Origin of the sequence: Pontibacter toksunensis, from assembly GCF_042686245.1 — a bacterium.
GTDB lineage: Bacteria > Bacteroidota > Bacteroidia > Cytophagales > Hymenobacteraceae > Pontibacter > Pontibacter toksunensis.
Genome location: NZ_JBHUOX010000002.1, coordinates 98,250 through 117,957, shown reverse-complemented (window position 1 = coordinate 117,957; position 19,708 = coordinate 98,250). Strand labels below are relative to the sequence as shown.

At 47.1% G+C, this 19,708-nt stretch carries 11 protein-coding genes; 10 read left to right on the top strand and 1 reads right to left on the bottom strand.

From position 1 onward, the window contains the following. Positions 1-576: 576 nt before the first annotated feature. The 10 genes from ACFS7Z_RS03360 (at position 577) to ACFS7Z_RS03315 (ending at position 18,071) form a co-directional block, all read left to right on the top strand. Positions 577-3,291 (top strand): alpha-L-rhamnosidase-related protein, encoded by a 2,715-nt coding sequence (locus ACFS7Z_RS03360; protein ID WP_377480898.1) that lies wholly within the window; start codon positions 577-579, stop codon positions 3,289-3,291. Positions 3,292-3,492: 201 nt separating this feature from the next. Next, on the top strand, positions 3,493-4,533 hold the full coding sequence (locus ACFS7Z_RS03355; RefSeq protein ID WP_377480895.1) for a FecR family protein: 1,041 nt from the start codon (positions 3,493-3,495) through the stop codon (positions 4,531-4,533). A 107-nt stretch (positions 4,534-4,640) separates the two neighbouring features. Continuing rightward, a complete protein-coding gene (locus ACFS7Z_RS03350) occupies positions 4,641-7,853 on the top strand; it encodes a SusC/RagA family TonB-linked outer membrane protein (protein WP_377480891.1) in 3,213 nt (1,070 codons plus the stop codon). Positions 7,854-7,869: 16 nt separating this feature from the next. Beyond that, positions 7,870-9,474 (top strand): RagB/SusD family nutrient uptake outer membrane protein, encoded by a 1,605-nt coding sequence (locus tag ACFS7Z_RS03345; protein WP_377480888.1) that lies wholly within the window; start codon positions 7,870-7,872, stop codon positions 9,472-9,474. A gap of 64 nt (positions 9,475-9,538) precedes the next feature. After that, on the top strand, positions 9,539-10,624 hold the full coding sequence (locus tag ACFS7Z_RS03340; protein ID WP_377480884.1) for a SusE domain-containing protein: 1,086 nt from the start codon (positions 9,539-9,541) through the stop codon (positions 10,622-10,624). Positions 10,625-11,050: 426 nt separating this feature from the next. Next, positions 11,051-12,835, top strand: a complete 1,785-nt coding sequence (locus ACFS7Z_RS03335) for an alpha-amylase family glycosyl hydrolase (RefSeq protein WP_377480881.1) — start codon at positions 11,051-11,053, stop codon at positions 12,833-12,835. A 147-nt stretch (positions 12,836-12,982) separates the two neighbouring features. Continuing rightward, on the top strand, positions 12,983-14,767 hold the full coding sequence (locus ACFS7Z_RS03330; protein ID WP_377480878.1) for a glycoside hydrolase family 13 protein: 1,785 nt from the start codon (positions 12,983-12,985) through the stop codon (positions 14,765-14,767). Positions 14,768-14,926: 159 nt separating this feature from the next. Continuing rightward, positions 14,927-15,838 (top strand): Gfo/Idh/MocA family protein, encoded by a 912-nt coding sequence (locus ACFS7Z_RS03325; protein ID WP_377480875.1) that lies wholly within the window; start codon positions 14,927-14,929, stop codon positions 15,836-15,838. 182 nt (positions 15,839-16,020) lie between these two features. Continuing rightward, positions 16,021-16,356: a hypothetical protein gene (locus ACFS7Z_RS03320; RefSeq protein WP_377480872.1), complete on the top strand. Its 336-nt coding sequence runs from the start codon at positions 16,021-16,023 to the stop codon at positions 16,354-16,356. Positions 16,357-16,736: 380 nt separating this feature from the next. Further along, on the top strand, positions 16,737-18,071 hold the full coding sequence (locus tag ACFS7Z_RS03315; protein WP_377480869.1) for an NAD(P)/FAD-dependent oxidoreductase: 1,335 nt from the start codon (positions 16,737-16,739) through the stop codon (positions 18,069-18,071). Positions 18,072-18,171: 100 nt separating this feature from the next. Here ACFS7Z_RS03315 and ACFS7Z_RS03310 read toward each other — a convergent pair whose 3' ends face one another. Next, positions 18,172-19,629 (bottom strand): aldehyde dehydrogenase family protein, encoded by a 1,458-nt coding sequence (locus tag ACFS7Z_RS03310; RefSeq protein ID WP_377480866.1) that lies wholly within the window; start codon positions 19,627-19,629, stop codon positions 18,172-18,174. Positions 19,630-19,708: the final 79 nt, after the last annotated feature.

Here is a 19,708-nt window from a genome sequence, read left to right as displayed (position 1 = left end):
CTCTACTAAATCAACACTGCATATATAGGGTAATGCCCATACAAGCTGCATTTAACTGCACTTTCTTACCTTTCTGATTCTTACATCAAGGCTGCTTTTTAATCATCCTTTCCTATCCGCTCTTCGATATATTTTAACTGGCCAGGTAAGCCGTTTCTGTGCGCTTGTTCTCCTTTTAAGTGAAGAACTAAGTCCTCGGACGTTGTCGTAACAACAGGTATATGGAAGATGCGCCACCTGTTTTGTCTCTTTTTGCTCCTCCTCCGGCTTTTTTTAGTCTATATTATACCTACTCTTTTTTTTAGTTATTTTATACTTAAAATATTGATATACAGTATATTAATGTATTGAGCGCGCCAGTATTTTCTACATTTTAAATAGATAAATTGATGTTGCCTATGATGTACTGCTTATTTGTAAGTGAGTACTAACATTTGCTCCTGGCGTCGGTTCCGAAGTAGCGGCCTTTAGCTGGGGAAATTATAGAAGCTCATCTGTCTTGCAGAAAAGAAGATGAGCGCGGCCTGTAAGCCAGAAGGTAATGCTGGCAATCAGTATTGGAATAACCTCATGTACATGAATAGAATCAATCTCCGGACAAGCTTACTCCTCACGCTACTGACAATAGGTGCCTGCCAGACACAGAAGCCGGTGGAGAGTACTGTCGACGCTGTGGCCACTCCTATCTGGCAGTCGGAGGTTTATGTGCTCTACCCGGACAGTGTGGTGCAGGGGGAGCATGTGGCAAGGGTGGTTTCAGCCAGAGAAATAACCTCCAGCTACAAGAGCCCGGCAAATGAATTCCAGAACCCGCGAATCACGTTTAAGTTCGCTATAAATGGCAGTGACAACGAGATGGTCTCCGGCACTGACCATCACTTCAATTGCATAGCAAGCGATGGCACCTGTGAAACGCCTCTTATCGTTTTTGGTCAGCAGTACAAAGATACCACAGCTGTTCAGGATGGGATGTACCTGACACCTAACATGGAGATGCAGGTGCGCCTGGACATGCGGCAGGTATTGCAGGCATTTGAGAAACAGGGCTACTTCACCACCCAGACCGGTGACAAAGTCTACAAAGAAGATTATAAAGGCATTTACATTGCCGGAAACACTGCGCCAATGAGCTGGGACTTCGACAACCTGGGCGGCAAAGAAGATATGGCGCTCACAGATGCTGATGGTGACGGTATATATGAGACAACACTCCAGCTGAACTCACCGGAAGACAGCAAGCAGACCGATACGCAGTGGCAGCTGTCTCAGGATATCTCCGCTTTCCCGCAGTATGCTTCTGATTACCCGCTGGTGGAGGCGCTTTATAACCTGGCGCTGGAGGAGATGCAGAAAGACATTGAGGCTGATAGCACCTTTCGTACCGGAAAGGAGTGGGCTGGCGTCTGGACGCGCGACATCAGTTACAGTATCATACTGGGTATGGCCCAACTACAGCCTGAAGTGTCGATGAACAGCCTGATGCGCAAAGTGAAGAACGGCCGCATTATACAGGATACCGGCACAGGAGGAGCCTACCCCGTCTCCACAGACAGGATGATTTGGGTAGTGGCCGCCTGGGAAGTATACAAGGCAACTGGAAACGAAATTTGGCTGCGTGAAACCTACCAGATAATTAAAAATTCGCTTGAAGATGACTATAAGAACGCCTATAATCAGGAGACGGGGTTAGTGCGGGGTGAGTCGTCTTTCCTGGACTGGCGCGAACAGACATACCCGCTGTGGATGCAACCTGCGGATATCTATGAGTCAGAGAACTTAGGTACCAATGGCGTTCACTACCAGGCAAACCTGGTGGCCTCGCAAATGGCGGACCTGCTGCAGGATAAAGCGGCAGCTGACAAATTTAAGGAGGTGGCGGAGCGAATAAAAAGCGGTATGAATGAGCGGTTGTGGCAGGAGGAGAAAGGCTACTATGGCCAGTACCTGTACGGCCGAAACTACAAGGTCCTTTCGCCGCGCGCCGAAGCATTGGGGGAGGCGCTGAGTGTCCTGTATGGCGTGGCCGATGCAGAACGTAGCAGGAAAGTAGTGGCCAGCACACCTGTTACTGACTATGGCATTCCAAGTATATACCCGCAGATACCTGGCATTCCGCCCTACCACAACAATGGCATCTGGCCTTTTGTGCAGGCCTACTGGTGCCTGGCAGCGGCCAAAGCCGGTAATGAAAAAGCACTAACAGAAAGCATCAGCGCCATCTATCGTCCCGCTGCTCTTTTTCTTACAAACAAAGAAAACTTTGTCGCCAGCACTGGTGATTACGCAGGCACCCAGATCAACTCTGACAGGCAGCTGTGGAGTGTGGCCGGAAACCTTGCCATGGTCTACAGAGTGTTCTTCGGAATAGACATGAAGGCAGACAGGCTGGAACTGAAGCCCTTTGTGCCAAAGGCCTATGCAGGCAACCACAAACTCAGCAACCTGAAGTATAGAAACGCCTTGCTCAACTTTGAACTGAGTGGCTATGGAAACCAAATCAAGACCATCACCCTAGATGGAAAGGCCTTAGACAAGCCAGAGATTCCTGCCTCGCTTTCAGGTAACCACTCAATCAAAATAGAGCTGGCGAATAACGAGGTAGGAGGAGAGGTGAACCATAGGCAGGATTATGTTTCACCGGCAACCCCGACGGTAAGGTATGCAGCAGGCAAGCTTTCCTGGCCAGCTGTGGCTGGAGCCGTGGCCTACCAGGTAATGAAAAACGGAGAAGAACTGGAGAAAATGACAAACACCAGCCTGCAAGTGAATGCTGACAGCTATGCAGAATATATGGTGGTAGCCGTGGATGAAAACGGTGTTCCCTCTTTTGGCAGTGAACCGGTGATGGTGGTATGTGACAAGCACAAGCTGGTGTTTGAGCTGGAGAAATCGGCTCCAAAAGCAAACCTGCCTTACCGGGAATACTCAGGCACCGGCTTTGTGGAGCTTAACAAGCAACAGAACAGGCAGGTGCAGGTAAACGTCACTGTGCCGGAAGACGGTGTGTATGCTATCGATTTCCGCTTTGCGAATGGCAATGGTCCTATTAACACAGAAAACAAAGCAGCCATCCGCACCCTTAAAAAAGGGAGTGAGTATGTCGGTACGATTGTAATGCCACAGCGTGGCGCGGGTGAGTGGAGCAACTGGGGCTTTACAAATGCAGTGGAAGTGCCGCTGCAGAAAGGGAGCCATAAAATCTCTCTCACGTTTGAGCCAGCCAACGAAAACATGCATGGGGAGATAAACCAGGCCATGGTAGATTATATGCGTGTTATCAAAGTCAGGTAAAAAGTGCTGCTGTGTTGATGTTCAAAAGAGAACAGTTAGGGTAAATAGCTGGCATTCATAAGAATAGAAGAAGCTTCTGCAGACGGCAGATGAGCGTATAAAACGAAGGGAAAAAACTTAGCAGGAAGAGGGATAGTATTGGTGCTGCAAGTCTATTACAGGTATAGGGCATTGCCCTGGCTAAACAGAGACGCAGATTTAATGAAGTACCAGTACGAAAACGCATCAGACCTTGCCGTAGACGAAGATTTTATTCAATGGGTGAAAGCGCCTACTCCTGAAGACTACTTGTTTTGGGAGAACTGGCTACATCAAAACCCCTGCCACCGCGAATTAGTGGAAGAGGCCCGGCAAATAGTACTGTTGCTGTCAGAAGATGAGGATGAGCTGCACGCGTATGAGTTGGAGACGATATGGCGGCAGCTGAACGGTAAAATCAGATCAGAGGCCCCTCGAAGTGCCGGCGGGTCTAAAGTGGCTTCACCTGGCTTTTGGCAAAGAAAACAGGTGATAGCAGTTGCCGCATCTGTGAGTATACTGCTCCTGTTGTCAGCGCTCTTCCTATATAATTTGCTGCAGGTGGAGATGGTGGAGTACAGAACAGCTTATGGTGAAAAGAAAACAGTGCAGCTTCCGGATGAGTCAGTCGTGGTGCTGAACGGGAATTCCGGAATTTCATTTTCCAAGAAGTGGTCTGGCAGCGATATCCGCATGGTGCAGCTGGATGGAGAGGCTTTTTTCGAAGTCACGCATAAAGAAAATGACCAGAAATTCGTCGTTCAAACGAATGATGGCGTACGGGTGGAAGTGCTGGGAACTGCCTTCGATGTCTCCAGCAGGGAGAGCAGGAACCGCATAGTCTTAGTGTCAGGTAAAGTCCGGCTTGCCTACGAGAACGATAATGAGCATTACCAGCTGGTCATGGTGCCGGGGGAATTGGTGGAAATTGTGGGAAGCAGAGCAGGTATCACCAGAAGAAAAGTCCGGCCAGCGCTCTATACCTCCTGGAAAGACAACAGGGTCATTTTTGATAACACCTCCCTTCAGGAGATAGCCACTATGGTGGAGGAAGTATACGGCTACAATGTCACGCTGAAGGAGGAGGGACTGGCAGATATGAAACTCACGGCCCAACTGGACGACAGGGGTTTAGAAAACATTCTGGCCACTGTGTCTGAGACATTGGGTGTAAGGATTACAAAGGAGAATCAGGAAATAAAAATAAGTCTTACAAATCAATAAGTTCTATGCAAAATAAATACACAAGGCGGATTAAGGCCTTTAGCCTGTCCACTGCGTTATGCTGCCTCTGTTTACCAGGAACTGCGCAAACTCTGAACAATTCAGATGTGCAGTTGGAGCTTGCGGCTAACTATAACAGAAATAAACCGAACATCATTAGCAGAACTGTTAACGAGGTTCTGACGGACCTGCGAAGCAAGTTTGGCATCCAGTTTTCTTTTAAGGCGGATGTAGCACAAAACAGAATGTTGAGCGTGCCAGTCTCCCTGGAGGGAGAAAACGATGCTGATGCGCTTTTGATGAGAGTTCTGCCCCCGGCAGGGCTGAGCTACAAAAAGGTAAACAACGTGTACATCATCCAGAAAGCTGCTTCGAAACCTGCTGCTACCGCTGAAAGCTTTGCGCCAGTTCGTAAGGATGTTGAAAACGGGCCTGTGCAGGGCGACGTGACGGTGACAGGAAAAGTAACGGATCCATCCGGCGTTGGCTTACCAGGTGTAACTGTTGTAGTGAAAGGAACCACTCGCGGAACAGCAACAGGAGTGGACGGTGGCTTTTCCCTTGCAGTGCCTTCTACAGGTGCCACCCTTGTGTTCTCCTACATTGGCTACACGACACAGGAAGTGCCGGTGGGAAACCAGTCAGTGTTTAACGTGACGCTGCAAGAGGATGCTGAAGCGCTGGAGGAGGTTGTGGTAATCGGATACGGTACACAGAAGAAGAGCGACCTGACCGGTACTGTAACGGCTATATCAGAAGAGGAATTCCAGAAAGGAAACATACAGACACCGGAGCAACTGATAGCTGGTAAAGTGGCTGGTGTACAAATTACCTCAAACAGCGGTGCACCTGGTGCTGGTAGCCAGATAAGAATCCGTGGTGGTTCTTCCCTGAGTGCCAGTAACGATCCACTTATTGTAATAGATGGTGTTCCGGTAGATAACCAGGGTATAGCGGGTACAGCTAACCCATTGGCCCTTATCAATCCGAATGACATTGAGTCATTTAACATTCTGAGAGACGCATCGGCAACGGCTATATATGGCTCCCGTGCCTCGAACGGTGTTATCATCATCACGACCAAAAAAGGGAAAGCAGGCGAGAAAATCCGTGTGAATTTTAGCTCACTTGCCTCCCTGTCCTATAATCCTAATACCATAGACGTACTGACGGGCGATGAGTACAGGGCTGTAGTAAACCAGTATGCAGCACCGGCAAACAGAGACTTGTTAGGTGACGCGAACACAAACTGGCAAGAATTGATATACCGCAATGCCTGGAGTTTTGATAATAACCTGAGCGTAAGCGGAAGCATCAAGTCCATACCTTACCGCGTTTCTGTTGGGTACTTAGACCAGGACGGCGTGCTCCTCACTTCTAACCTGGAGAGAGCATCTGCTGCATTGTCCCTGAACCCGACTTTCCTGGATGATCATCTGAAAGTAAACTTGAATGTGAGAGGCATCAAGGCAGAGCAGCGCTTTGCTGACGAAGGGGCTGTTGGTACTGCCGTGTACTTCGACCCTACGCAGCCTGTGTATGCAGATAACCAGTTCGGTGGCTATTTTGAGTGGGTGGACGCGAATGGTATTATCAACACGCTGGCCCCACGTAACCCACTGAGCATCCTAGAGCAGACAAGTAATACAAGCGATGTAAAAAGAAGCATGGGTAACCTGCAGCTGGATTACAAGCTTCCTTTTTTACCTGCCCTGCGGGCTAACCTGAACCTGGGCTACGATGTGTCAGAGGGCGAGGGGGATATTATACTTCCTGCCACTTTGGGTTCAGTATTTACACAGAAAGGTAGCATTTCGCATTATGAGCAGACCAAAACAAACCAACTGCTCGACTTCTACCTGAATTATACACAGGATTATGCTGCTATCAAGAGCCGCGTAGACTTAACAGCGGGTTATTCTTATCAGAAGTTTCATTATGAGAATCCTACCTTCCCAACATTAAACACAGAAGGTACTGTTATCACACAAGCAGGAATACCAGGTGAAGACACCAACGTGCTGATTTCTTACTTCGGAAGACTGAACTATACGTTCAGAGAAAAGTACCTGTTAACAGCTACACTCCGTAGAGACGGGTCATCCCGTTTCAGCCCGGAACAGCGTTGGGGTACGTTCCCAGCCTTGGCACTGGCCTGGAGAATAGCGGATGAACCTTTTATGCAGGGTGTTGAGGCTATCTCTGATCTAAAGTTAAGATTAGGTTATGGTCTTACAGGACAGCAGGATATAGGTTCTTTCTACCCATACCTTCCACGCTATGCCTACAGTAACAATGAGGCCAGCTACCAATTTGGAGATCAGTTCTATTCTACTTTACGCCCTGCAGGTTACGATACTGACATCAAATGGGAGGAAACTGCCACTTATAATATCGGGGTTGACTTCGGTATACTGAACAACAAACTTTCAGGTAGCATAGACTATTACTTCAAGCGCACAGAAGACTTGTTATCTATTATTCCTGTTCCAGCTGGAGCAAATCTCACAAACCGTTTGTTTACGAATGTGGGTAGCCTCGAAAACAGGGGTGTTGAAGCTATCCTGAGTTATACAGCGATCAGCACAAACGATGTTACCTGGGATTTAGGCTTTAACGCCACCTATAACCAGAATGAGATTACTAAGTTGAACAATAGAGAAGATCCTTCTTTTGTTGGTTTGCAAGTTGGTGGTATTGGCGGTGGTGTGGGTAACACTATCCAGATTAACTCTGTTGGGTTTCCACGAAACACTTTTTATGTGTATCAGCAGGTGTACAACGAGGATGGCTCTCCAATTGAGCGCCTGTACGTCGACCGCAACGCAGACGGTTCGTTCACAGACCAGGACTTCTACCGTTACCAGAGCCCGGACCCAGATGTGTTCCTTGGCTTTACATCACAGCTGAGCTACAAGAACTGGAACTTTGGATTTGTGTTCCGCGGCTCCATCGGCAATTACGTGTACAACAACATCAACGCAAATGCCTTCTATAACAATGTGGACTGGCCAGGTTATTTGCTCACTGTTCCGAGTAGCATCCTGGAGACAAATTTTGTAAGTGAAGAATCCGAGCGCCTGTTCTCTGACTATTTCATCGAGAATGCATCGTTCCTGCGCCTGGACAACATTAACGTTGGCTACAACTTTGGCAGAATTTTCAACGAGAAGGCAAATCTTCGTGTGGCGGCCACTGGTCAAAACCTGTTTGTTATCACGAAATACTCTGGCTTAGACCCTGAAGTAACAAGCGGTATAGACAACAGCTTCTACCCAAGACCAAGGATATTCTCATTAGGAGTGAACATTGATTTATAATCAAATACAAGAAAAGATGAAGACTAAATATTTTAAAAATATCCTGTTGGCCGGTATAGTTGCGTTTTCGGTAGCTTCCTGTCATGACGACCTAGACCAGGTGCCGCCAAATGAGATAACCTCGGCTACGGTATACCAGGATTTTGCCAACTATAAGAATGTGCTGGCAAAACTCTACTCCGGCTATGCAGTAACGGGCCAGCAAGGACCTGCTGGTAACCCGGATATTACCGGAGGTGACGAGGGTTTCTCCAGTTACCTGCGCCAGTACTGGCAGTTACAAGAACTCCCAACTGACGAGGCAGTGATTGGATGGGGTGACGCGGGCTTACCTGACCTGCATGAGATGGACTGGACACCGAACAATCAGTTTGTGACCGCCATGTTTAGCCGCATCTACTATCAGGTATCGCTCACAAACGAGTTCATCCGCGAAACGACAGACGATAAATTAAGCAGCCGTGGCATTTCAGGTGCACAGGCAGAAACAGCCAGAGAATTCCGTGCGGAAGCCCGCTTTCTCAGAGCCCTTAGTTACTGGCATGCAATGGATTTGTTTGGAGGTGGTGTGCCTTTTGTAACGGAAGAGGACATGGTAGGTGCCTTTTTCCCTGAACCTATTTCAAGGGAAGATCTTTTTAATTACGTAGAGTCTGAGTTGCTTGCTATTGAAGACGAATTGGTGGCCGCAGGGCAGAACGAGTATGGAAGAGCCGACCAGGCAGCTGCCTGGACACTGCTTACCAAGCTGTACCTGAATGCAGAGGTATATACCGGCAATGCTCGCTATACAGATGCTGTAACATATGCGAAGAAAGTTATTGATGCCGGCTTCATGCTGGAGGATGAGTACCAGCACCTGTTCCTGGCAGACAACAACACAGCAAGCGGAATAATATTTCCAATTGTGTTTGATGGTTTAAGGACGCAGACTTACGGTGGTATGACGTACCTGACACATGCTCCTTTTGGTCCTAGCATGAACAACCTTAGGTCCAGGTTTGGTATAGAGGGAGGTTGGGCTGGCTTGCGTACTACTGAAGCGCTGGTAGAGAAATTCCCGGACGTTACAGGCACTATAGATGAGCGTGCGATCTTCCACACAGAAGGTCATGATCTGGTGATAGATGACATCAGCCCGTTCACAGAAGGCTTTGCCATAACCAAATACCGAAACATTACTTCTGCCGGTCAGCTTGGTTCTCATTCTACCGGAGCTTTTCCTGACACAGACTACCCAATGTTCCGTTTGGCTGATGTGTACCTGATGTATGCAGAGGCGGTATTGCGTGGCGGAAGCGGTGGCGACCTGGCTACTGCGGTGCAACTCGTGAACCAGCTACGCGAGCGGGCTTATGACGGGCCGGATGGAAATATCACGCAAAGCCAGCTGACTTTACCTTTCATACTGGATGAGAGAGCCAGGGAATTATACTGGGAAGCACACCGCAGAACTGACCTGATCCGTTACGGGTTATTTACAGGCGGTGAGTACCTGTGGCCATGGAAAGGTGGTGTAATGGAAGGAAGGGCTGTGCAGGATTTCCGCGTACTGTACCCAATACCTTCAGTAGATGTTATTGCCAACCCTAACCTGGTGCAGAACCCGAATTACAGGTAATTAAAACAGGCAAGCAGTTTACGCACTGCTTGCCTGTTTATCCACTAAATTTAAAATTTTGTATATGAAGACTTGGATAAACAGAGTATTTATACTCACCCTATGTTCCTTTGCCCTTATTTCCTGTGAGAAAGATGAGGAACGTGTTACCTTAAGGGTTGGCACAGCACCTGTTCTCACAGCCTCTACTACCAATATGGTGTTACTGGAGGAGGATGCGGCTAACGACGCTCTGACTCTATCGTGGAACGAAGCCGATTTTGGCTTCGATGCAGCGGTAAACTATGTGCTTGAGGTAGACATGAAGGGGAATGATTTCGCTGCTCCTGTCACAGCGGATTTGGGAAATAATAATGAGAAAACCTTCACTGTTGCTCAATTGAACACTTTGGTGAATAAGCTTGACATAAGGGCTTTCGAGCCGAACGAGCTGGACATGCGTATACGCGCCTCTGTTTCTCCTAACGTGACACCGGTATTAACAAACTCAGTAACTTTATCGTTAACACCTTACCTTACTGAACCTCCGTATAAAACTTTATATTTGATTGGTGCTGCTACTGATGCAGGCTGGGATAACACAAAGGCCATTGCCATGCTGCGTGACCCAAGCAACTTATTTATGTTTACCTACACCGGCAAGTTTAAAGCGGACCAATTTAAGATTCTAGGTCAGCGCGGTAGCTGGGCCCCTAGTTGGGGAAATGGTGAAAACGGTGTTTTAACTTTCCGGGAAACAGAAGGTGATCCTGATCCTGCTAATATAGTGATCCCTTCCGAAGGATATTATACGGTGACGGTGAATCTGCGTAACAACACTTTTACAGTAGTTCCCTATGATGCTAGCAGTAAAGCCACCTACGCCTCTATCGGTATCATCGGCTCCTTCAATGGTTGGGGTGGAATCATACCGATGGAAAAATCTGCTTTCAATCCTCATTACTGGACTTTAGAGCATACATTTGAAGAAGATGCGGAGTTGAAGTTTAGAATTGCCCCGGACTGGTCTGTAAACTGGGGTGCTCCAGCAGGTACCGAAGACAAGCTGTTCAACACGACAGGAAATGAAAACATTAAGATTCCAGCCGGGACTTATAAGATTATCTTCAACGACTTAACTGGTAATTACCTGTTCATTAGTCAAGAATAGCGGATCCAAAACTATAAAGACAGAACCCGGCCATGACGCCGGGTTCTGTCTTTATCAGCTATTAGGTTGATACAGTAATCGCACCTACAGTCAGAAAGCGTAAGTGCTTTTCTGTTCCTGCCATACCATGAGATGCAGTAAATGGGGAAAGGTGCAATAGCAATTTATAAGCTGATGCCTAAGTCAAAAGTAGTATGTGGTCTGAGTTAATAGAAGGTCTGTCAAGCTAAATCGGAGAAAGAACAGCTACTGCCACTTATTGGAAACGTAGCGTTTCGTCAAGCACACCTGTCGCAGCCAGCTTAGCCCGGAAAGTTACCTTTCTGGAAAAAAATCATAGAAAAAAATGTTCTCGGTTAACGAGACATGCAGAAACCTGTTATGAGAACCAAATCAAGAAGAACAATATATCTAACCATATTGACCATGCTTTTAGGTAACGCGTGTACGACTGTGCCTTCTACCAGTAACAGCCCGAAACTGAGCAACACCACGGAGGAAGAAGTAAAGGATAACAAAATAATTATATACCAGATGGTGGTGCGCCTGTTTGGCAACAAGAACAGCACAAACAAAACATATGGCTCGAAAGAGGAGAACGGTACTGGTAAGTTCAACGATGTCACAGAGGAAGCCATGGAGGAACTGAAAAAGCTAGGGGTTACGCATGTATGGTATACCGGAGTGCTGGAGCATGCAACGATGACGGATCTTACTGCATACGGTATTACACTCGATGATCCCGATGTGGTGAAAGGACGTGCCGGATCGCCATATGCGGTGAAAGATTATTATGATGTGGACCCGGACCTGGCAGAAAATGTGGAGAACCGTATGGAGGAATTTGAGGATTTGGTGGAGCGAACCCACGAACATGACCTGAAGGTAATCATTGACTTTATACCCAACCATGTTGCCAGAACGTATGTCTCAGATGCCAAACCAGCAGGTGTAAAAGGTTTTGGAGAGGACGATGATAAGACAAAGGCCTACGACCCAAAAAACGACTTTTATTACCTTCCCGGTACTTCATTTGTGGTGCCAGCAGGTACAAACGCCGGGGGCGAGTCCTTTCGCCACCCTCTGAAAGACGGAAAGTTCGATGAAAATCCGCCAAAGGCCACTGGTAACAATATATTCTCAGCCAAGCCTGGCATAGACGACTGGTACGAAACCATTAAGCTTAACTACGGAGTGGACTACCAGAACGGTAAAAAGACTTACTTTGAACCGATTCCGCCGGTGTGGATCAAAATGCGGGATATCCTGAGGTTTTGGGCCAGCAAAGATGTGGATGGATTCCGTTGTGATGTTGCCGAAATGGTACCAGTTGAATTCTGGAGCTGGGTTATACCGCAGGTAAAAGAAGTAAAGCCCGACTTAATTTTCATTGCAGAAGCCTATGATCCCAAAGTATACGAGCAGTACCTGACTGTTGGAAAGTTCGACTTCTTATATGACAAGGTAGGTTTATATGATGGCCTGAAGCGCCTCATCCGTGATGAGCCGAATGCCAATGTAAAAGGTATTACAGATGTATGGAGTAAAGATAGCCGCGGCTTCTCTTCTAGAATGTTGCGATTCCTGGAAAACCATGATGAAGAACGGATTGCCTCAGCTGGATTTGCTCAAGACCCGTGGCTGGCAAAACCGGCCATGGTCCTGACGGCTACACTAGCTTCCGGACCGGTGATGATCTACTTTGGACAGGAAGTAGGAGAGCCCGGCAAGGGAGTAGAAGGTTTCGGTGGCGAGGATAACCGCACGTCCATATTTGATTACTGGGGTGTACCCGAGCACCAGAAATGGATGAATAACGGCAGGTTTGACGGCGGAAAGCTCAGCGATGATCAGAAAAAACTCCGTTCTTTCTACCAGACCTTGTTAAACTTCAGCAAAGAGAATGAGGCTATCCGAAACGGAAAGTTTTATGAGCTGAACAACCAGAAAGGCTTCAACCAGAAGCAGTACGCTTACCTACGCTATGCAGGTGACAATCGGGTGCTGGTGGTTGCCAACTTTGACCGTGAGCAGACTTTAGAAACTGAAATTAAGTTGCCAAAGGATGTAAAAGTAGCTATCGGTATAAGCGGTGGCAATTCTATGTCATTCAAGAACGAACTCACCCAGGAGACCTTTGAGGTAAAGAATGTTGGCGATGCTATTCCAATTAAAGTTGGTCCTTCTGATGCTGTGATTTTATCCTTTTAACCAGTGGTGAAGAGGTGATGAAGAAGTTTTTTCTGAGCCAGTTCATTTTAAGATGAAAAACTGCTTTTATCAAGCAAGAGGATAATCTGCATAGATAACCCAGGTACTTTAGAAAATTTGATTCGAAACGGTATGATTACCCGGCAAATGAAAAGAGTAGTAATCCTTGTATTCACCTTTTTACCCTCATTCCTTTTTGCACAAGGAGTCAGAACAGTAACGGATAAGAACAACACTGCATACAAAGCACCTGATTGGGCGAAGGGAGTAGTGTGGTATCAGATTTTTCCGGAACGGTTCAGGGATGGTGACACTACGAACCAACCAAACCGGGAGCGGGCTCGCGGACCGGAAGGCTGGCACCCGTCTTCATGGACACAGGATTGGTATAAGACAGACACGTGGGAGGCCGACCAGTCTGATGACTTCTATGCCAGTACAACAACGAGGCGCTATGGAGGAGACTTACAGGGAGTCATAGACAAACTTGATTACCTGAAAGAACTCGGCGTAGGAGCCATCTACTTTAATCCCGTTTTTGATGCGCAGTCGATGCACAAATATGATGCCTCCTACTATCACCACATCGACCGCAATTTTGGACCAGATCCAGAAGGTGACGTTGCGCTCTTTGCCGCTGAAAATCCTGGTGATCCCACAACTTGGAAATGGACTTCGGCAGACTCTCTTTTCCTAAAACTGATCCAAGAAGCGCATAGCCGTGACATAAAGGTTGTAATTGATGGTGTCTGGAACCACACCGGAACAGAGTTCTGGGCTTTCCAGGATGTGGTGAAAAACCAGGAGCAGTCGCCTTACAAGAATTGGTATGAAGTTAATTCTTTTGATAATCCCGCAACAAAGGACAAGAACGAATTTGATTACGAAGGCTGGTGGGGGCATAAAAGTTTGCCAGTCTTTCGAGAGGAAAATGAAAACTTGGTGAAGCCAATACGGGAGCACATAATTGCTGTGACCCGCCGGTGGATGGATCCAAATGGCGATGGCAATCCCGCAGATGGCATAGACGGCTGGCGCCTGGATGTGGCCGAGGAAGTAGGAAAGGAATGGTGGAAAGAATGGCATGCCTTGGTGCGTGAAATCAACCCAAAGGCCATCACCGTGGCTGAAATATGGACAGAGAAGGCCAAAGAATTTATTTCCGCCGACATGTTCACCTCTGTTATGAATTATCGTTTTGCCTATGCTGCCAAGGATTTCTTGATTGATGACCGCATAGATACAAAAGAATTTGCCCGCAGGCTGAAACAAATAGAGGAAGACTACCCGGAGGGAGCAGGGCATGTGCTGCAGAACCTGATGGATAGTCATGATGCCGCAAGGCTGGCTTCCATCATTGTAAATCCGGGGAAGGAGTATGACCGGGAGGGGCATCCACGAGACGGCTTTGAGGTGCGAAAACCTAATGAGCAGGAGCGTCAGATCCAAAGACTGGTGGCTTTGTTCCAGTTTACCTGGAAAGGAGCGCCCATGATCTATTATGGAACCGAATCAGGTATGTGGGGGCCGGACGACCCCGATGACCGTAAACCAATGGTATGGGCAGACATGACTTACGAGCCGGAAACACACCATCCGTTTGGGAAAGAGCGTAAGCCCGATGAAAACAACTTCAATAAAGAACTGTTTGCCTATTATCAGAACCTGGCAGAAGTGAGGAACAGCGAACCAGCCTTACAGAAGGGAGATGCCAAATTTGTATACCAAGATCCGGCTAAAAAGCTGGTGGTATTCAGCAGAACCTATAATGGCGAAACAGTCTGGGTCGTATTGAATAGGTCTGATGCGGTGCAGCGACTGGATTTGAGGAAGTGGACTGGTAAGAAAAAGCTTAAAGATCTCATATCAGGTCAGATTTCTTCAGCAGCAAGGTTGCAGGTAAAACCAGTTTCTGGTTTTATTTTAAAATAGCTTTTCTAAAGTAATAAGGCCTGCTATGTTTCAGGCAAAAACAAGCCGGAGATACAGTATCTTCGGCTTGTTTTATTTTATTACGTATGCCTCCACATGTAGCAAGAGAGGAGAAAGAACAGGAAAAGCAGAACATCAACAACCAATAATGAACAAGACATGTTGAAAATAGGAATGATAGGTTTGGGTGACATTGCGCAGAAAGCGTACCTGCCTGTTATGAGTAGCCGGCCTGAGGTAGAACTGCACCTATACACCAGAGATCAGGATAAACTTGCGCGCATCGGGCAGCAATACCGATACAAGCACCTTCACCCGAGCCTGGACTCGCTGCTGAACAGCGGCATAAAGGGCGCCTTTGTGCATGGGGCCACCGAAGTACACGCTGAACTGGTAGAGCAGCTCCTGCAACACAACATAGATGTCTATGTTGACAAGCCTATCACTTACAGTTACGCCTCATCAAGGGCTTTAGTAGATCTGGCAAAAAGCAAAGGCTTGATTCTGATGACTGGCTTTAACAGGCGGTATGCACCGGCCTATCAGAAGCTGAAAGAGTTGGCAGAACCAAATGTGGTTATCATGCAGAAGAACAGGTTGAACCAACCTGCCGATGTGCGCACCTTTATTTTCGACGATTTTATCCATGTGGTAGATACGTTGCGTTACCTCTTTCCTTACACAGTGGAGCAGCTTGTTGTAAATGGCAGAATAGAGCAGGGGCTGCTGCACCATGTAACCATACAGCTTTTCTCTGCCAGTGGTGCCACCGCCATTGGTATCATGAACCGCGACAGCGGCACCAATGAAGAGAAAGTGGAAGTAATGAACTCCACTGAAAAAAGAGTGGCCTATAATGTATCGGATGTCATGGTGCTGCAGGGCAGAGAGAAAATACAGTTGGGTGCCAGTGATTGGGAGCCTACACTGTACAAGCGGGGATTTGAGCAGATTGTAGCTGACTTCCTGCAAACTGTGGAAACAGGCACTTCTCCACGCTTTTCAGCTAAAGATGCCCTAGCCACACATGAACTCTGTGAAAGAATTGTGGAGGAGCTAACAAAAAGATAGTTAGTTATTTATTTTGATAGGGCCAGCTTCTCAATTCGCTTCAGAGATGTTCCTATATTATATCAATTTGCTGTTTATGAAGTTCACCTTATCTTCTTTAGCATTTATTAGTTACTAACCTGAATCCTTGCGCTTTTTCCTCGTATAGGTTTATAACTTGAATTGACTTGATACATATAAATATGGAGAATAAAGCTGAATTAACACCTCTCATCACTGTGCTTGCCCAACTCCGGAAGGAAGGGGTAAAGCTTGATTTTAAAGTAACAGAGGAAGGTATGCTAAGTACCATGGATGATAAGCAGAAGTTTGGTCCTGATGAGGTGCGTATTGTAAACTTCTACCGTTTTGAAGGAGAAAGTAATCCTGATGATATGGCTATCCTATACGTTTTAGAAACAACGTCCGGTGCCAAAGGAACCATATCTGATGCCTATGGTACTTACTCAGATGAAACAATCGAAACCTTTATGAAAAAGGTACAGGATTTAGGGAAAAACCTGGACACACGAATCTAATACAGGTGATGGCTACGGGGAGGCCGTTTCTTTAGCCTGTTACAAATCTTATATTAAGCCTTCTTTTATAAATTACTACGACAGCTATAAGATTGTGCAGTACCTGCGCAAGTATATAGCTGTCGTCTTTCATTGCTTAAAAGTGCAATACGGAATAGTTATATGTTGTCTCATCCTTAAGGATTCCTCCTTAGCTGTACCAGTCTTCTCCTGCCTCCGTATACCCTTTCTTTATAACAGCAGCAGCCGTAATTCGTAGAATTATAAATGAGCGGGAGGTAATGTGTAGTGTCTGTTCAGTCGCGGCTCTCATTCGTTTTATACAAAACTATACTATGCTCACTCCACAGCCTTGTGAGTCGGTTTAAACACAGCTTAAAATGTCAAACCATACAAGAATAGAACATCTAGGTAAACCACGTGTCCTCATCATTGGAGGAGGCTTTGCAGGCATCGAGCTGGCAAAGTCCCTGCGGGACGCTGATGTGCAGGTGGTGTTGGTAGACAGGGAAAATTATCACACCTTTCAGCCGCTACTTTACCAAGTGGCTACGGCTGGTGTAGAGGCCGATTCCATTATTCACCCTTTCCGGAAAATATTCAATGACCAGAAAAACTTTTACTTCCGGTTAGCCGATGTAGAGCAGATAGACACAGCAAACCGATTGGTAGAAACCTCTATTGGCCTCATTGAATACGACTACCTGGTGCTGGCCACTGGTGCTACCTCTAACTTTTTCGGAGATAAGGAGATGGAGGAGAAAACCATTTCTATGAAGAGCCTGGATGATGCGGTAACACTGCGCAATACCATTTTGCAGAACTTCGAAAAGGCACTGCAGGTGGATGATGAGGAGCAGATAAACAGCCTGATGGACTACGTGATTGTGGGTGGTGGCCCGACAGGAGTGGAGTTGGCAGGCGCACTAAGTGAATTACGGAAGCATGTGTTCCCGAAAGATTATAAAGAACTCGATTTTTGTGAAATGGACATACACCTGGTGCAGAGCGGGCCAGCTTTACTGAAAGGTATGTCAGAGGAGGCCTCGCAGAAAGCACTCAAGTACCTGGAAGATTTCGGGGTAAAAGTATGGCTGAACCGCCGCGTGAAGTCCTATGACGGGTACACCGTGTACCTGGATTCCGGGGAGACAATGGTTTCGCGCACTGTGATTTGGGCGGCAGGCGTTTCGGGCTCGCCTATTCGCGGCCTCAGGCCTGAGAGCATACTGAAAGGAAACCGGCTGCTGGTAGATGTTCATAACCTCGTATCTGGCTATGACAACATCTTTGCGCTTGGCGATGTTGCCGCTATGGTAACAGAAGAGTATCCTCTTGGGCACCCTATGCTGGCCCAGCCTGCCATGCAGCAGGGCGAACAGCTGGGAAAAAACATCTGCAACATGCTGGCTGGTAAACCATTGGAGGCCTTTAACTACAACGACCAAGGCTCTATGGCAACTGTAGGAAGAAACCGTGCCGTGGCTGATCTGAAGATTTTCAAGAAGGAGTATAAAACGCAGGGTTTCATTGCCTGGTTAATCTGGATGTTTATTCACCTTATCTCTGTCGTTGGTTTCCGGAATCGTCTGGTTGTATCCGTTAACTGGCTCTGGAGCTACTTCACCTACGACACCGGTAACCGCTTTATAGTAGGTAACAAACAAGTGAATATACCGGTGGAGGAAACGATATCGCATAAAGCAGTTGTGTAATTCTGCCTGTCCGAAAGAGGTAGTAGTTTCCAAGGAAATAAAACAAGTGCGGCCTGTTCAACACTCTGAACAGGCCGCACTTGTTTTATACTATACCTCCTTATATTGGATAGTCTCTGTATTCATCCTGGTAGCTGATCCATTGCAGTGTAGTAAGCTCTTCCAGAATCCACTGGCCACCGAAGCGTCCCACGCCAGAATCCTTTTCTCCTCCAAACGGGGTATTCATTTCGTCGTTTACAGACTGGTCGTTGATGTGCACCATACCTGCTTCTATCTGTTTTGCAAGCCGTATACCTTTCTGCAGGTCTTTGGTATGCAGTGCAGAGCTCAGGCCATACTGTGTGGCGTTTGCCAGTCTTATACCTTCCTGATCGTCCTTGAAAGTGGTGAGGCCTACAACCGGTCCAAAGATCTCTTCTTGAAACACAGGGTTTTCTTCTGTTACACCGATTAGTACCGTCGGTTGAACCACGTTGCCTTCTGCCTTACCGCCTGTTTCTATTTTCGCACCAGCCTTTACGGCTCTGTCTATTAAGTCCAGCACGCGCTTCACAGACTTGTTGTCTATCAAAGGGCCTATAACCGTTTCCTTATCGGTAGGGTCACCATAGGGCAAGGCCTTCGCTCTTTGGACAAACCGGTCCCTGAACTCTTCATAGACCTTTTCATGAACAATTATCCGGTTCGTGGACATACAGATCTGCCCCTGGTGCATGTATCTGCCAAAAATGGCGGCATCTACGGCATTACCAATGTCAGCATCTTCCAGTATAACAAGTGGGTTGTTACCTCCTAACTCCAGCGCAAGCTTCTTTAAGCCTTCTCCTCCAATACGTCCTATACCTTTGCCCACCGGAGTAGAACCTGTAAAGGAAATAAGGCTGGAGGCCGGATGCCCTGTAAAGTGGTCACCGATAATGCTGGACTTACCCACCACGACACTGACAACTCCCTTAGTCACACCTGCTTCTTCAAAAAGTTTGGCAATCAAAGTTCCCCCAGTTACCGGAGACTGCGAGGCTGGCTTCATCACAACTGTATTTCCTACAGCTAAAGCAGGAGCAACCGTGCGCATGGAAAGGTACAGCGGAAAATTCCAGGGGCTAATCATGGCCACAACTCCCAACGCTTTCCTGAAGACGAGGCTCTGCTTGCCCGGCGTCATTGAAGGAATGGTATACCCGTGCATCCACATCGGGAAGGAGGAAGACTCGATCAGCATCTGGTACGTCTGCATGAATTCTACTTCTGCCTTCTGGTACGTACCGCCAACCTCTTTTGTCAGCCAGTCCATTATCTCTTGTTTGCGCTCCTGTAAAAGATTCGCTGCTTTCAGCAGTACCTTTTGCCTTTCAGTCGGGGGAGTGACGCTCCATGTTTTAGAGGCTTCTTTAGCGGAGTCGAATGCTCTGTCTACATCATCTGTACTGGCTCCCTTAAATGTGTTGATGACAGATTCATCATAGGGGTTCAGGTTCTCTACTGTGTGGCCCTCTGTGCCATCCGTCCATTCTCCATTTATAAACTGTTTATTAAGTTCTTTGTATACTTCCATAGATAGGGTTGTGTTACTTATGTGTTTCTACATAAGTTTACAGCCAAAGCAGCCGTATTGTTTATATTATATCAGCTGC